Genomic DNA, 14,575 nt, shown 5'->3' with positions numbered 1-14,575 from the left:
AGCTTCCACGCGCGCTTGCGCAAGGTCCCTTTTGTCTAACGCGCTTTCTTCACGCGGGCCTCGATCCACCCACGAATCAAGTCCGGGGCAGTGTGTCACCCGTCGACGCTACGTCATCGCGGGCTAATCGCAAACATCGGCGACCGGTCGGGCTGCGTCGTCACCACGCCGATCGGCATCACGGGCTCCTTGTCGGCCAGCGCCACGCGAAAGGCACCGATCACCTTCGCCAGCGCCAGCGTGGCCTCCACCAGCGCGAAATGCGCGCCGATGCAGACGCGCGGGCCGACACCGAACGGCAAATAAGCGAAGCGATCGGGCGGGTTGCCGGTCATGAAGCGGGACGGGATGAAGGCATTCGGATCGCGCCAGAGCTTTTCGTGCCGATGCAGGAGCCATGGCGCAATCAGGACGACGTCTCTCTTCTTCACCGGGAATCCGCCGATCTTGTCCGGCCCGGCAGCCGAGCGCGCGATCAAGAATGCCGGCGGATAGAGCCGCATGGTCTCGTCGAGGACGGCGCGGGTGAATTTCAGCCGCTCGATCTCGAGCGTGCCATTGACGGTGGCGTCCTGCACCTCCGTCGCCACCTGCTGCTGGATCGCGGGATCCAGCGCCAGCAGATAGAGCGCCCAGAACAGCGCGGTCGCTGTGGTCTCATGACCGGCCAGAATCATGGTCGCGATCTGGTCGCCGAGCTGGTCGTCGGTAAAAGCCTCGCCGGTTTCGGGATCGCGGGCATCGCCCATCAGGTCGAACAGGTCGCGGGCCGGCGCGCCCTCGTTCTTGCCGGCGGCGCGGCGCTCGGCCATCAGCATGGCGACGAACGCGGTCCAGCGCTTGCGGAAGCGGGCGCGGGCAAAATCCTGCGGCGTCGGCCATCCCAGCGGCAGCAGCAGGTCGAGAAATTGCGGCCGCGCCAGCCGCTCGCCATACTCCATCACAAAGTCGCGCAACGCGGCGCCGTGCTTGTCCATCCCGAACGAAAACATCGTCCGGCCCGCGATCTCGAGCGTCATGCGCTGCATCGCCTCGCGCAAATCCACCGGCGCGTTGCTGGCGGCGCGGAGTTTTGCAACGGTCTCGTCGGTCGCGGCCAGCATGTGAGGCACGAGCGTCGTCACCGCGCGCGGCGTGAAAGCCGGCGCCAGCGTCCGGCGCTGGTGTTTCCATGCCCGCCCTTCCGCGATCAGCAAACCTTCGCCGAGAATCGGACGCAACACGCGCAAGCCCGCGGGCGTACGCGTATAGTTTTCGTAATTGTCGACCAGCACATGCTTGATCGCGTCGGGCGCGTTGAGGATGAAACTGCTGTGGTTGAGGAAGCGGCCGCGGACGATGTCTTCCTCATAAGCACGCTGGCCCCAGCTCCCGATTGGGCTGATGCTGATCGCCTTCACCCGCCCGAAAAAACTCATGTCATCGGGCGCCCGTGGCGGGCTCGGCGGCACCAGCGGCGCGCGCGCGGCTGGCATGTCGTAGGCGATGCTCATGGTGCCTGCTACTCTGTTGGCTCGGACGAGCGATGCGACATCCGGGACCAGGTCAATGCCCCGCTTATCGCTGCGCTCATGCGGGCTCCTGCCGAACCAAGCCTTCCGATCGGGGCGCCATGAGGGCGCGCTGTCGGGAATAGCTAGTAAGTCAGCTCGGCCGCCGCAATGCGGTTCTCCGAGGCCGGCCAGGCCCGCGTCACGATTCGCTCTGTATTGAGATGGCGACCACCGTGCGGCGGCTTCCCCCGCCGGCAGCCGCAGCGTCGTCACCGAATCGGTCGGCACGCGGATGCGTCCGCCGGTATCGGGAGAGACGCCTGCTCCACTCTGTCATCGGTGCGCGCCAGCGGATTGGCGAAGTTGATTGCCGCCATCCGCCCGCGCAGCACGCCGTTCGATTCGATGCGCCATAAGGTGGCGATCCAGAGTGCGGTGTGGTCGCCATTGCCGTGCAACAAAGGACCGGCGGAACTTCCATCTTTCAAGACCTCCCGCTGTTATTCAGTCCTTGGCTGTGCCCTGGCACCGCCGATAGCAGTCTGGCGACTGGACAGGCCAGGGTTTTCACAGGCATCACCTTAGTTTGGAATGGAATCAGGCCGGTGACAGAACGCCAACGGAACCCATCATGACCGACCAGCCGAAACACGTGCGCCGGGCGACTGACGGCATCTTCGCCCCGCTGCGGCACGCCGTGTTCCGGCGCATCTGGCTCGCCAGCCTGGTCTCCAACCTCGGGATCCTGATCCAGGGCGTCGGCGCGGCCTGGGCGATGACGCAGATGACGTCGTCCGCCGACAAGGTCGCGCTGGTGCAGACCGCGCTGATGCTGCCGATCATGCTGATTGCGATGCCCGCCGGCGCCATCGCCGACATGCACGACCGGCGCGTCGTCGCGCTGATCTCGCTCGCCATCGCACTGGCCGGCGCTACCGTGCTGACCGTGCTGGCGTGGCTCGGCCTCGTAACGCCGAACATCCTGCTGGCGCTGTGCTTCGTGGTCGGCAGCGGCATGGCGCTGTTCGGACCGGCGTGGCAGGCTTCGGTCAGCGAGCAGGTGCCGGCGGAAACGCTGCCGGCGGCGGTCGCGCTCAACGGCATCAGCTACAACATCGCACGCAGTTTCGGTCCCGCGATCGGCGGCATTGTGGTCGCTACCGCAGGCGCGGTAGCGGCGTTCGCCGTCAACACGGTGCTGTACTTGCCGCTGATGGTGGTTCTGTTTCTGTGGAACCGGACTCATGAACCCTCGCGCCTGCCGCGCGAGGGTCTCAACCGCGCCATGGTCTCGGGCGCGCGCTACATCGCCAACTCGCCGTCGATCCGCATCGTCCTGATCAGGACATTGGTCACCGGCATCATCGGCGGCTCGGTCTCGGCGCTGATGCCGCTGGTCGCCCGCGATCTGCTGCATGGCGGCGCACAGACCTACGGCATCATGCTCGGCGCGTTCGGCATGGGCGCGGTGCTCGGCGCGCTCAATATCGGCGAGGTACGGCGGCGCATGAGCGGCGAGGCCGCGGTGCGCGCCTGTGCGATCTCGATGGCCGGCGGCATTGCCGCCGTCGCCCTGAGCACGAATGCCTTCCTGACGGCGGTGGCGCTGGTGGTCGCCGGCGCGGTGTGGATGCTGGCGGTCGCCCTGTTCAACATCGGTGTGCAGCTGTCGGCACCGCGCTGGGTCGCCGGCCGCTCGCTGGCGGCGTTCCAGGCCTCGATCGCCGGCGGCATCGCGGTCGGAAGCTGGGGCTGGGGGCATCTCACCGACCTCGCCGGCGTCGAGACCGCGTTGCTGGTCTCGGCCGGCCTGATGCTGCTTTCGCCGCTGCTCGGCATCTGGCTGCGCATGCCCAGGGTCGGTGCGCGCAACGAGGATGCCACCGAACTGCTCGCCGATCCCGAGGTCCAGCTGTCGCTGACCGGGCGCAGCGGGCCGCTGGTGGTCGAGATCGAATATCGCGTCGCACAGGACAATGCCCGCGCCTTCCACAATGTGATGCAGGAGGTCCAGCTCAGCCGGCAGCGCAACGGCGCCTATGGCTGGTCGATCGCGCGCGACATCGGCGACCCCGAATTGTGGACCGAGCGCTACCACTGCCCGACCTGGTTCGATTATCTGCGCCAGCGCAACCGCGCCACGCAGTCGGAGCGCGCCTTGCACCAGCGCGCCATCGACTTCCACCTCGGGCCCGAGCCGATCCGCGTCCGCCGCATGCTGGAACGCCCGTTCGGCTCGGTCCGCTGGAAGGACGATACCCCCGACCGCGCCGCCAACGAGGTTTTGCCGGTGGTGGCCACGGCAGCCGGCAGCACCTGAGCCCGCTGACGATCGAACAGGGCTTCTGACGGGCCGTTGACCGGTCGGCTCACCTACGACTTTAGGCTCGCCCAGGGGTGCCACTGCTCCCGCGCTGCAACGCCGCATTGGTATAACGTATCCTTGCCAAAGCTTGGGAAGCGCCCGTAGAGTTCGCGCCAACCAACAACGGCCGGCCGACCAAGGCCGGTCCAACCGGGAGACGCCCATGACCAAACCGACCAAGGACAAGACGACGAGTCGCCGCCGCTTCCTGAAGGTTGCCGCTGCGGGGGCTGCAGCAACCGTTGCCACGCCGAACATCGCAAGCGCCCAGGGTCCGATCAGCATGCGCTGGCAGAGCACCTGGCCGGCCAAGGACATTTTCCACGAATACGCGCTGGACTACGCCAAGAAGGTCAACGACATGACCGGCGGCGATCTCAAGATCGAGGTGCTTCCGGCGGGCGCCGTCGTACCCGCGTTCGGCCTGCTCGACGCGGTGTCGAAGGGCACGCTCGATGGCGGTCACGGCGTGCTGGTCTATCATTATGGCAAGCAGAACGCGCTGGCGCTGTGGGGTTCCGGCCCTGGCTACGCGATGGACGCCAACATGCTGCTGGCCTGGCACAAATACGGTGGCGGCAAGGAGCTGCTGGAAAAACTCTACGCCTCGATCGGCGCCAACGTCGTCTCGTTCCCGTACGGACCGATGCCGACGCAGCCGCTCGGCTGGTTCAAGAAGCCGGTGACCAAGGCCGAGGATCTCCAGGGCGTCAAGTTCCGCACCGTCGGCATCTCGATCGACGTGTTCACCGGCCTCGGCGCCGCCGTCAACGCGCTGCCGGGCGGCGAAATCGTCTCGGCGATGGACCGCGGCCTGCTTGACGCGGCCGAATTCAACAACGCCTCCTCCGACCGCATTCTCGGCTTCGCCGACGTTTCCAAGGTCTGCATGCTGCAGAGCTACCACCAGAACGCCGAGCAGTTCGAGATCATGTTCAACAAGACCAAGTACGATGCGCTGCCCGAAAAGATGAAGGCGATCATCGCGGTCGCCACCGAAGCGGCGGGTCAGGACATGGCGTGGAAGGCGATCGACCGCTATTCCAAGGATTACGAAGAGCTGCAGACCAAGGACAAGGTCAAGTTCTACAAGACGCCGGACTCGATCCTGCAGAAGCAGCTCGATATCTACGACCAGGTCGTGGAGAAGAAGTCGGCCGACAACCCGCTGTTCAAGGAAATCGTCGCATCGCAAATGGCCTTCGCCAAGCGCGCGACGCAGTGGGAACAGGACACCGTGGTCAACCGCCGCATGGCCTACAACCACTACTTCGGCCCCAACGCCAAGAAGAAGACCTGATCGCATTATTCGCCAGCGCAAAGCATGATCTGGGATAGCCATCCCGGATCATGCTTTCTATTGTCGGCACTCGCTGTTCCGACGCTCTCTCTCAACCGGCAACCGGGTTCCAATGAACGCGCAGCGTCTCCTTCACACCATCGACGGCATCAGCACATGGTTCGGGAAGGCGGCCGCCTGGCTGATCATCGGGCTGATGCTTCTGGTCTGCGCCGAAGTCTTCAAGCGCTACATCCTTAACATGCCGACCGCATGGATCTTCGACGCCTCCAACATGCTGTACGGCACGCTGTTCATGATCGGCGGCGCCTACACGCTGGCGCAGAACGCCCATGTCCGCGGCGACTTCCTCTACAGTTCGATGCGGCCGCGCACCCAGGCGACGCTCGATCTCGTGCTGTACATCGCCTTCTTCCTGCCCGGCATCGCGGCGCTGGCTTACGCAGGCTGGGACTACGCTTCGCAGTCCTACCGCATCAACGAGCATTCCAACGTGACTGCTGACGGGCCGCCGGTCTGGCAGTTCAAATTCATGATCCCGCTCGCCGGCGCGCTGCTGCTGCTGCAGGGCGCGGCGGAGATCACGCGCTGCGTGGTCTGCCTGAAGACCGGGGTGTGGCCGAGTCGACTCAAGGACGTCAGCGAGATCGACGTGGTCGAGGAGCAACTGGCGCACAGCGAATATGTCGACGAGGAGACGCGCCGGGAAGCGATCGCGCACGCGCAGGATATCGAGGAAAGCGCGCGGCAGCGCGGCATGGGCGGGGACTTGCAGCGATGAGCGATCCGGCACTTGGGCTTCTGATGCTGGGACTCATCGTGGTCGTGATCATGATGGGCTTCCCCACCGCGTTCACGCTGATGGGGCTCGGCATGTTCTTCGGCTTCTTCGCCTATTATCGCGGCGGCGAAGCCTGGGCCGACAACCACATCTTCGACCTGATGGTCCAGCGCACCTATGGCGCCATGACCAACGACGTCCTGATCTCGATCCCGCTGTTCGTGCTGATGGGATACGTAATGGAGCGCGGCGCGCTGGTCGACAAGATGTTCTACTCGATCCAGCTCGCGTTCCGCCGCGTGCCCGCCTCGCTCGCGGTCGCGACCCTGATTGTCTGCACCTTCTGGGGCATCGCCTCGGGGCTGGTCGGCGCCGTGGTGGTCTTGATGGGCGTCATCGCCTTCAACCCGATGCTGAAGGCTGGTTATGACGTCAAGCTCGCCTCCGGCGTCATCACCGCCGGCGGCACGCTCGGCATCCTGATCCCGCCCTCGGTGATGATCATCGTCTATGCGGCGGTGGCCGGGCAGTCGGTGGTGAAGCTCTACGCGGCAGCGATGTTTCCGGGCTTCTTCCTGGCATTCCTTTATCTCGTCTATGTCATCGGCTGGGCGCTGTTGAACCCGAAGATCGCCCCGAAGCTTCCCGAAAGCGAAACCCGCGTCCCGGTCCGGCCATGGGTGACCGAATTGCAGCAGACCTATTCGCGCAAGATGCTGCCGGCACTGTTTGGCGCGGTGCTGGCGCCCGCCAAGGCCATGAACATCAGCGTGGACGGCGCGCGCATCGGCTACCCGATGCTGCTGAAGAATTTCGGTTTCGCGCTGGTGCCGCTGGTGCTGACGGCAACGACGCTGTGGGTAACGTGGTGGTACGTCGTCATCCACCAGCAACCGGATATCCCGACACCGCCGGCGACATCGATAGAGCAGAAGGTGGACGACGCGCCGCAGCCGCTGGGCGCCGGAGCGGCGTCCCAGCCGGCAGAAGAGAAACTGGAAGAGCTCGGCGGCGGCAGGTCCGGGGCCGCGACGAAGAACGAGCCGGAAGCATTGCAGCAGATGGGCAGCGCCGAATTGCGCAGCACCATCACAGCGCCGTCGTACACCGGGCCGGCGCCGGAATTTTATACCTACTTTGCGTTCATCGCGGGCATCTTCGGCCTGGTGCTGCTGTATTACTACTGGACCATGGAGGCCGAGCAGTTCGAGGTGCTGCGGCTGTTGACCTCCTCGGTGATGCCGCTCGGCATTCTCACCGCGGTCGTGCTGGCGGTGATCCTGCTCGGCATCACCACGGCGACGGAATCGGCCGCCGTCGGCGCGGCGGGCGCCTTCCTGCTCGCATTCCAGGCCCGGACCCTGGACTGGAAGCGCACCAAGGAAGCTGTGTTCCTGACCGCAAAGACCACCTCGATGGTGTGCTGGCTGTTCGTCGGCTCGGCGCTTTTCTCCGCGGTGTTCGCCATCCTCGGCGGTCAGGCGCTGCTGGAAAGCTGGGTGCTGTCGCTCAACATGACGCCGGTCCAGTTCATGATCCTGTCGCAGGCGATTATTTTCGTCCTGGGCTGGCCGCTGGAATGGACCGAGATCATCGTGATCTTCGTGCCGATCTTCCTGCCGATGCTGAAGCACTTCAACATCGATCCGATCCTGTGGGGCGTGATGGTGTTCGTGAACCTGCAGGCGGCGTTCCTGTCGCCGCCGGTAGCGATGTCGGCGTTCTATCTGAAAGGCGTGGCGCCGAAGCACGTCACGCTCAACCAGATCTTCGCGGGCATGATGCCCTACATGTTCATCGTCATCGTCTGCATGGTGCTGATGTACATCTGGCCGGGCATCACGCTGTGGCTGCCGAATTATCTTTACGGCAACTGAGCCAACGCAGGCTCCTACTGCCCGTGGCTGGCCAGCATCTGCTGGCAGCCCTTGCTGATCTTGGCCCGGTTCTGCTTCAGGCAGGCCAGAATGACCTGATCGCCTTCCTGCATCTGGGCCCGGCAGAATTTTGAGACGTCGCGCGCGCAGGCGTCATGGCCCTGCTTCTGCTCCTGGGCCGAGGCGCTGGCAGCCATCAGGACGAAGGGAATGGCGAAAAGGAATTTGGTCATGTTGCTATGCCTTCGTATCGGGAAACCGCAGGTCGCGCATCTCTATAGCGCTTTCGGTGGCTCGGGGCACCGACGGGCGGCGAAGAAGGTTCCGGTTCCGGAACCGGCGAAGCCGTGAGCCCGGCCTGTCAGGTGCTTCGTGAACGCCCAAAAAGCAGAAAACGCCTGCGTCGCATCGACGCAAGCGTTCCGGGAGCCAGGTTTTGAGAGAGCTGCTTACTGCGAGGCGAGCTTGCCGGACTTCTGGGCGAGTTCCTTGTCCATCACGGTGCGGCAGCCCGCGCTCAGATCGGACTTCTTCTTGATCATGCAGGCGGTGATCTTCGGAATGTTCGGGATTTCAGAGCTGCAGAGGCGGAACGCGTCGCCGGTGCACATCTGCTGCGCCTCGGAGCTGAAGGCGAAGCTCGCGGTCGAGGAAACGGCGGAGAACGAGGCCGCGATGGCCAGCGCCAGGGTGATCTTCCGGGCGGTCGAGGTGAACAGTGAGGTCATTGTCGGCTCCCATTGGCCCGGTCATGGGCCCGTTGTTGATGGTTGGAGCATGCGCCCGAACTGGCGCGCCGACTGTGACTAACGTCACTTAGTCATAAACCCCTCATTTGCCGTGCGTACCGGCCGCGTGTTCGCGAGCCGTTAAGACATTGTTGGCATTAATGCTCCGTTGCGTGTGTGTACCCCGAGTATCTGGAAAGAGTTGCGATGCGTAATGCGTTGGGCCTGATGCTGGCCAGTGTAGTGACGGCAGTTTTGATCACCGGCGTTTGGTTCTGGACCTCCGCGCCGCGGGCCGATGCGGCCCCGCCTCAAACCATGGCCGCCCGCAAGGCCGAGCCTTTACCGGCCCCCGCTGCGGCCAAACCCGCACCCAAGGATGACGTCGAGGTCACGGCTTCCCTTTCAAAGCCGGCCCCCGCGCCCGTGCCCGCCCCGCAGCCGATACGCCAGGCCTCATGCGCCAATCCTGATGCGCTCGGCGTCAGCCGCATGGTGGTGATCGACACCACAGGCGGTCCCGGATTCGGCTTCCTGCAGTACAAGCAATTCGATTTCCTCACCGACAAGGAAGTCGTGCTGACCTTCGACGACGGTCCGTGGCCGACCACGCCCGCCGTGCTCAAGGCGCTCGCCGACGAATGCACCAAGGGGCTGTTTTTCCCGGTCGGCAAGCACACCAGCTATCACCCGGAGATTCTCAAGCAGGTCTACACCGCCGGCCACACCGTCGGCTCGCACACCTGGTCGCACGCCCATCTCGACAGCAAGAAGATGACCGAGCCGCAGATGAAGGAAGAGATCGAGAAGGGTTTTAGCGCCGTGAAGATGGCGATCGGCGCTGCGCCCGCCCCGTTCTTCCGCTTCCCCGGACTCGGGCACACGCAGGTTGCGCTGGGCTATCTCGCCTCCCGCAACATCTCGATGTTTTCGGTGGACGTCGATTCCAACGACTTCAGGTCGTCGGGTCCGGATCAGGTCATCAACAACGTCATGACCAAGCTCGACAAGCAGGGCAAGGGCGTCATCCTGATGCACGATCTGCAGAAGCACACCGCGACCGCCCTGCCGACGCTGCTGCGTCGCCTGAAGGCCGGCGGCTACAAGGTGGTGCAGATGAAGGCCAAGGAACAGCTCGAAACGCTGCCCGAATATGACGCGATGCTGGTGAAGGACCAGAAGGTGCCGGCCGTTGCCAGCCGCCCGATCAGCAGCGTGGTGCAGACGGTGACGCAGTAGGAATTTGCGGCGCTCGCAGGCGCTGCGCATGACCCCACGCGTCATGGCCGGGCTTGTCCCGGCCATCCACGTTTTTGACAGCTGCTACGAAGGAAGAAAGACGTGGATGCCCGGCACAAGGCCGGGCATGACGAAGATACGTATTTGTGCGCTTACCAGTAGATGCCGTGACGGTGCAGCGCGCTGATGATGCGTGCCTTGATGCCGTAGCGCATCCGGTGCGCTCCCCCACCTCTCTGCTGCATCATTGCGGCTTTGCGGGCCGACGCGCCGCCGGCCCCGGCAGTCTGACGGCCAGCGTAGCGCTGCTGCATGCCGGCCGGACGTTGCCGCACCCTCGCGGTGTTGCCCGCCGCGGCGCGGCTGGTATCGGACCTGGCCGACTCCGGCCTGGTCGTCTCGGCTTTGGGTTCGACGGCCGCCGGCCGTTCGACATATTTCGGGGCCTCGGCGGCCTGCGGGACTTCGGCAGTGCGCGATCCCTCGATAGCTTTGGCGGCCGGAGCACTTACCCTCGTGGTCTCGCCGCCACCGAGCGACAAGCTCCGATCGCCGGCATGAGCGGCGGCCGACGCGAGAGCGAAACCTGCAATCAGAATAAATTTACGCATGTTGGTATCTCCCCTTGAGGTCTGGGTGGAGACTACGCGGGGCGGCCCCTTCGTGATGTGAGGTCGGTCACGCACACGCATCCGTGAATGCGCGCCGGGTATTTGAAAGAAAAAATCTTGAAAGGCTGGTGCCGCAAACAGGACTCGAACCTGTGACCCCGTCATTACGAATGACGTGCTCTACCAACTGAGCTATTGCGGCGGACCAAATCGGCGGTCGGGAGCGACCCGAAACGCCCGCACCTGATATCGGGGACGGCCCCGATTGGCAAGAAAAACGGGATTAGTCGCCGCCCCAGCGTGACAAAAATCCCCGCCAGCCGCCGGCCTGGGCTTTTGGCGGGCCGATTTGTTCCGCGAACTCGTCCGCCGGGCCGTCTTCATCGACCCCGGGATCGTCGGGCGCCCGGATCAGGGGAATGACGGCGGGAATCGGGGCTGGAACGGCCTTCGGAATATCCCGCCGCGACCGGAACAACGGGGCCGGCTGATTTGGCGCCGATTCGGCAGGTTTGGGCGGTTCTGCCCCTGGCGCGGGGACAGGGTCGACGGCGACCGGCTCGGGAAGGGCCGATTCAACGACGGGGGCAATTTCGGCGGCACCCGCCGCCGGCGGCGCATTGTCCTGCGCGGCAGGTGGCACTGGCGCAGCGGGAGCGACCGGCTCGACGGCCGGCTCCTCCACCTCGACGTCCTTTGGTGGTTCGAGCACGACGGCGCGGCGCGGGGTTGCCAGCATCGCCTCCTCGAACGGCGAAGATTCGATCGCGGGCCCCTTGTCGGACGGAAGCGCGGCCACCGGTGTCTGCCACTGGAACGCGTCGAGCCGCCCGGTGACGGGCGAGACCGGCCGCCAGCGATCGCTGACGTAGCCGTCCGCGGTCCAGGCCGGATCGTGCAGCGCGCGCACCGCGCGCAAAGTCCAGGCCCGGGCACGGCCACTATCGCCATGCTCGGTGCGCTCGATCTCCGCCATCAGCAGCGCGACGCGCTGCGTCGGCTGGGCGACGAACGGCGCCAGCGCCTCGCGCGCCTTGGTGAATTCGGATGCGTCGATCGCGGCCCGCGCAATCGCCAGCGCGCCCTCGATGTGACCTGGCGTCTTCGCCGCCAGCGTCTCGACCCGCACCAGCCGCTGGCGCGCGGAATCGCCCAGTTTTACATGCGCATAGGCATCGGCGAGATCGGGATGCGGCTGCGCCAGCCATGCCGTCTCGACCAGTCGCATCGAACGCCGCACCTGATGCGCCTCGCTCTCGAACTTGCTGGCGAGCACCGCGGCCGGCGCCAATGTCGGCGCCAGCTTGACCGCCTCCATCACGCTCTCGCGCGCCAGATCGCGATCGACCTTCTCGAGTTCCAGCGCGCGCGCCGTCAGCAGCACGCCGCGGTGCCTTCGATAGGTCGGCTTGTCTATCAGCCCGGCGGACTGGTTGTTGTCGAGGATTTTCAGCGCGCCGGCCCAATCGCCCTTGGCGCAGCAGAAGCCGAGCACCGCATGCGAGGCCCATGACGAGGAGGGCGACATTCGCAGCGCTTCCTCGGCGACCATCACCGCCGCCACCGGATCGTCCGAACGCTGCGCCTCGATGAACAGGCCGCGCAGGCCGAGCAGCCGCGTGTCCTCGCGCTCGGCCATGGCGCGGAAGGCGCGCTGCGCGCCGTCGCGGTCGCCGTCGAGTTGCGCCGATTGCGCATGCAGCAGCAGCGCCAGCGGATCGTGCGCCGCGTGCTTGCGCGCCGCTTCGGCATGGATGCGGGCGGCGGTGGAATCGCCATGGCCGATCGCGAGCAGCCCCTGCGTGATCGCATGGCGGCCGCGGGCCTGGCGCCGCTCACGCTGGTTCCTGCGCATCCGCGCCGGCGTGCGCCACAGGCCGTGCAGGATCGCCCACATCATCATGGCCGTCACGATGACGATGCCCAGCACCAGCACGAACACCGGCAACGTGGTCTGGGCGCGATAGCCGCCCCACGACAGCACGACATCGCCGGTCTGCTCGGCGACCCAGGCCGCGCCGGCGGCGCCCAGCGCGATCAGCAACAGAAACAGAATGATCCGGATCATCGGAATCCTTAATTCGCCGGTTTGGCGAGCGCAGCCATCGCATCGGTCGCAAATTTTCGGGACGCGGCCAGCGCGGCGTCGCGCGCGTTGGCCCGTTCGAGCCAGGACTGCACCGCGGCGCGGTCGTCCGGTTCCAGCGTCATCAATTCCCGCCGCGCCTCGTTGAAATCATTGCGCAGCGCCGCCGCCGTGACCCGCGCCACCACGGCGCCGCGATCGGTGCCGACGGTATCGGTGCGCTCGATCTTGACCAGCTTGGCGGCACCGGCCTGCAGGCGCTCGACGATGCCGGTACCGGTCGTCGCGCTGTTCTGCGGGACGGCCGGCTGCAGTTTCGGCACCAGAGCCAGCAATTCCGTGCTCAGCCGGTTGGCGTTCGGCACGCCCTTCTCCGCGAAGCGATCGAGCGGCTTCAAGTCATCCGGATTGGGCGCCAGCGCCCTGGCCGCGGCGAGCGTCGCCGAAAAAGGCTCGCCGATACGGACCTGGACATCGAGCAGCGCGGCCGACACCAGACGGCGCAGCGCCATGTCGTCGGCAGGCTTGGCGTCGGCTTTGGCATCGGCAAGCTTGCTGCCCTGCTGCGCGATCTCGGCGCCCTGCGTGCGCATCTGGCTCTCGATCTTCGCGATCCGGGCATCGATCCCCGCGAGATCAGGCGATGCGGCGCCATCGCCGCGCGGCGTGGATTTCACCTCGTCGAGGGCGGACGCCAGCTTCTCGCCCTGCGTCCGCGTGGCCGCCAGTTCGGTGCGCAAAGCCGCGACGGTTTTTTCCAGGACTTCGGTACGCGCCGCAGCGGCGGGATCCGGAACGGGCTTGCCGACCTTCGGCTCCAATCCGGCTACACGGGAGGTAAGACTGTCGATCGCGGCATTAACCTGCGACGCGGGCGCGGACGCGGGTTGAACCGCCGGCCAACCCAGCATCCAGCCGACGCCGATCACCAGCGCCGCGGCGGCCGCGCCCGAGACAGGCGCGATGATCCATGGCGAGACCGGCCGTGCAGCCGGCGCGCCAACCGGCGGCACCGAGGAAGCTTCGGGCGCAGGACCGGGCGATGACGCGGACGACGTCGCTGCGGCGCTCGCTTCAGCTGCGCTTCGCGACTCGCTCGACACTTCACTCGCCTCGAGATCGATGGTCGGCGGCTTGCGCTTCGGCCCGCTCGAATCGGGTAGCGATCCAGTGTCTTCGGGCCTGTCATCGACCATTACGCGGTTCCCTTGAATGGTTAGGTTCCGGAACTTAGCAGAATCCGGACGTCTTAGAGCATGATCCGGCGATGGCGGCACCGCTTTTCCGATAACGCCATGGTCAGACTAAAAGATTAACGTCAGCCGGCCGGCTTCTGCAGCGCCCGGGCGAGCGCCTGGAACAGGGCGTTTTCGTCCGGCGTCGCCGCCGCCGTGACCTGAGTCGCGCCGGCATCGCGCAGGACGGCGGCGACGGCCGCCGAAATGCAGCATTGCGGCAGCGCCAGCGCCGAGATTTCGACGCCGCCGGCGCGCGCCGCATCCAGAAATGCGCGCGCGCTGCGCCGCGAGTAATGCAGCACGGCCTCGACCTCATGTGCCACGAAAGCGTCACATACCTCGCGCGGCAGGCTGGGCGCCGGCACCATCCGGTAGGTGGTCTGCGTCACGACCGTCAAGCCGCCCGCGCCGAGTTCGCCCGCCAAGTCGCGCGCGAGGTCAGCGCCGGCGAGATAGAGAATTGGATTAGATTTCTTCAATCGTTTCGACTTGGCGTGCGCCAGCACCAGATCGCGCAACGCGCCGGCATCGCCCTTCGACGCGGTCACCTTGCCAAACCCGGCGTCGCGCGCCGCGGCGGCGGTGTTTTCGCCAACCGCAAACAGCGGCAGCTTGAGCAGCCGGTGACCCGCCAGCTGCGGCGCGATGGCGCGTAGCGCGTTGGCGCTGGTGACGATCACGGCGCCATAGACCGCATCCGTATCGTCCTCGAACGGCAACGGCTCGAACCGCAGCATCGGCGCGCGCAGGACACCGAAACCCCGGGCACGCAGCGCCTCGGCCGTCGTCTCATCGTCCGGATACGGGCGCGTGACAAGAACGGCCATATTCAAATCTCCGCCAATACGATTCGATTG

The 14,575-nt window shown here is 65.7% G+C and carries 12 protein-coding genes, 1 tRNA gene and 1 pseudogene; 5 read left to right on the top strand and 9 right to left on the bottom strand.

The features are described 5' to 3' along the window. Positions 1 to 113: 113 nt before the first annotated feature. Positions 114 to 1,493: a cytochrome P450 gene (locus QUH67_RS01375; RefSeq protein WP_300944867.1), complete on the bottom strand. Its 1,380-nt coding sequence runs from the start codon at positions 1,491 to 1,493 to the stop codon at positions 114 to 116. Positions 1,494 to 1,810: 317 nt separating this feature from the next. Beyond that, a pseudogene (locus QUH67_RS01370) lies at positions 1,811 to 1,974 on the bottom strand (hydrolase); the annotation flags it as partial. Positions 1,975 to 2,124: 150 nt separating this feature from the next. Here QUH67_RS01370 and QUH67_RS01365 point away from each other — a divergent pair. The 4 genes from QUH67_RS01365 to QUH67_RS01350 all read left to right on the top strand — a co-directional run bounded on the left by QUH67_RS01365 (position 2,125) and on the right by QUH67_RS01350 (position 7,816). Beyond that, positions 2,125 to 3,813, top strand: a complete 1,689-nt coding sequence (locus tag QUH67_RS01365; protein WP_300944866.1) for an MFS transporter — start codon at positions 2,125 to 2,127, stop codon at positions 3,811 to 3,813. 208 nt (positions 3,814 to 4,021) lie between these two features. After that, entirely contained in the window at positions 4,022 to 5,158 is a 1,137-nt protein-coding gene (locus QUH67_RS01360; RefSeq protein WP_300944865.1) for a TRAP transporter substrate-binding protein, read from the top strand. Between the two features lie 112 nt (positions 5,159 to 5,270). Next, positions 5,271 to 5,939, top strand: coding sequence for a TRAP transporter small permease subunit (locus QUH67_RS01355; RefSeq protein WP_300944864.1), 669 nt, complete (start codon positions 5,271 to 5,273; stop codon positions 5,937 to 5,939). Then, a complete protein-coding gene (locus QUH67_RS01350) occupies positions 5,936 to 7,816 on the top strand; it encodes a TRAP transporter large permease (RefSeq protein ID WP_300944863.1) in 1,881 nt (626 codons plus the stop codon). Before QUH67_RS01355 ends, QUH67_RS01350 begins: the two co-directional genes overlap by 4 nt. Positions 7,817 to 7,830: 14 nt before the next feature. Here the strand turns inward: QUH67_RS01350 and QUH67_RS01345 are convergent, their stop codons facing one another. Together QUH67_RS01345 and QUH67_RS01340 are read right to left on the bottom strand one after the other, a co-directional pair. Next, positions 7,831 to 8,049: a hypothetical protein gene (locus QUH67_RS01345; protein WP_300944862.1), complete on the bottom strand. Its 219-nt coding sequence runs from the start codon at positions 8,047 to 8,049 to the stop codon at positions 7,831 to 7,833. 216 nt (positions 8,050 to 8,265) lie between these two features. Continuing rightward, the gene (locus QUH67_RS01340) at positions 8,266 to 8,544 is read right to left on the bottom strand and encodes a hypothetical protein (RefSeq protein WP_300944861.1); all 279 of its coding nucleotides are present in this window, start codon (positions 8,542 to 8,544) and stop codon (positions 8,266 to 8,268) included. 207 nt (positions 8,545 to 8,751) lie between these two features. Here QUH67_RS01340 and QUH67_RS01335 point away from each other — a divergent pair, with 207 nt between their 5' ends. After that, entirely contained in the window at positions 8,752 to 9,783 is a 1,032-nt protein-coding gene (locus QUH67_RS01335; protein WP_300944860.1) for a polysaccharide deacetylase family protein, read from the top strand. Positions 9,784 to 9,935: 152 nt separating this feature from the next. On the opposite strand, the gene QUH67_RS01330 is transcribed toward QUH67_RS01335, so the two are convergent. The 5 genes from QUH67_RS01330 to QUH67_RS01310 all read right to left on the bottom strand — a co-directional run bounded on the left by QUH67_RS01330 (position 9,936) and on the right by QUH67_RS01310 (position 14,545). Further along, positions 9,936 to 10,394 carry a hypothetical protein gene (locus QUH67_RS01330; protein ID WP_300944859.1) on the bottom strand — a complete coding sequence of 153 codons (459 nt, stop codon included), beginning with the start codon at positions 10,392 to 10,394 and terminating at the stop codon, positions 9,936 to 9,938. A gap of 126 nt (positions 10,395 to 10,520) precedes the next feature. Then, positions 10,521 to 10,596 (bottom strand) — tRNA-Thr (locus tag QUH67_RS01325). Between the two features lie 81 nt (positions 10,597 to 10,677). Continuing rightward, positions 10,678 to 12,462: a heme biosynthesis protein HemY gene (locus QUH67_RS01320; RefSeq protein WP_300944858.1), complete on the bottom strand. Its 1,785-nt coding sequence runs from the start codon at positions 12,460 to 12,462 to the stop codon at positions 10,678 to 10,680. Positions 12,463 to 12,470: 8 nt separating this feature from the next. Continuing rightward, positions 12,471 to 13,676, bottom strand: coding sequence for a COG4223 family protein (locus tag QUH67_RS01315; RefSeq protein WP_300944857.1), 1,206 nt, complete (start codon positions 13,674 to 13,676; stop codon positions 12,471 to 12,473). A 122-nt stretch (positions 13,677 to 13,798) separates the two neighbouring features. Continuing rightward, positions 13,799 to 14,545, bottom strand: coding sequence for a uroporphyrinogen-III synthase (locus tag QUH67_RS01310; protein ID WP_300944856.1), 747 nt, complete (start codon positions 14,543 to 14,545; stop codon positions 13,799 to 13,801). Positions 14,546 to 14,575 lie beyond the last annotated feature (30 nt).

Source organism: Bradyrhizobium roseum, assembly GCF_030413175.1.
In the GTDB taxonomy this organism is placed as follows: domain Bacteria; phylum Pseudomonadota; class Alphaproteobacteria; order Rhizobiales; family Xanthobacteraceae; genus Bradyrhizobium; species Bradyrhizobium roseum.
Note: the sequence above shows the minus strand (reverse complement) of the source record. Positions and strands in the feature narration are given on the sequence as shown.

Excerpts from the sequence above, each read along its gene's own strand:
- QUH67_RS01345 (WP_300944862.1), bottom strand. The coding sequence starts at position 8,049 with ATGACCAAATTCCTTTTCGCCATTCCCTTCGTCCTGATGGCTGCCAGC.
- QUH67_RS01340 (WP_300944861.1), bottom strand. The coding sequence starts at position 8,544 with ATGACCTCACTGTTCACCTCGACCGCCCGGAAGATCACCCTGGCGCTG.
- QUH67_RS01375 (WP_300944867.1), bottom strand. The coding sequence starts at position 1,493 with ATGAGCATCGCCTACGACATGCCAGCCGCGCGCGCGCCGCTGGTGCCG.
- QUH67_RS01360 (WP_300944865.1), top strand. The coding sequence starts at position 4,022 with ATGACCAAACCGACCAAGGACAAGACGACGAGTCGCCGCCGCTTCCTG.
- QUH67_RS01365 (WP_300944866.1), top strand. The coding sequence starts at position 2,125 with ATGACCGACCAGCCGAAACACGTGCGCCGGGCGACTGACGGCATCTTC.
- QUH67_RS01355 (WP_300944864.1), top strand. The coding sequence starts at position 5,271 with ATGAACGCGCAGCGTCTCCTTCACACCATCGACGGCATCAGCACATGG.
- QUH67_RS01330 (WP_300944859.1), bottom strand. The coding sequence starts at position 10,394 with ATGCGTAAATTTATTCTGATTGCAGGTTTCGCTCTCGCGTCGGCCGCC.
- QUH67_RS01320 (WP_300944858.1), bottom strand. The coding sequence starts at position 12,462 with ATGATCCGGATCATTCTGTTTCTGTTGCTGATCGCGCTGGGCGCCGCC.
- QUH67_RS01335 (WP_300944860.1), top strand. The coding sequence starts at position 8,752 with ATGCGTAATGCGTTGGGCCTGATGCTGGCCAGTGTAGTGACGGCAGTT.
- QUH67_RS01350 (WP_300944863.1), top strand. The coding sequence starts at position 5,936 with ATGAGCGATCCGGCACTTGGGCTTCTGATGCTGGGACTCATCGTGGTC.
- QUH67_RS01315 (WP_300944857.1), bottom strand. The coding sequence starts at position 13,676 with ATGGTCGATGACAGGCCCGAAGACACTGGATCGCTACCCGATTCGAGC.
- QUH67_RS01310 (WP_300944856.1), bottom strand. The coding sequence starts at position 14,545 with ATGGCCGTTCTTGTCACGCGCCCGTATCCGGACGATGAGACGACGGCC.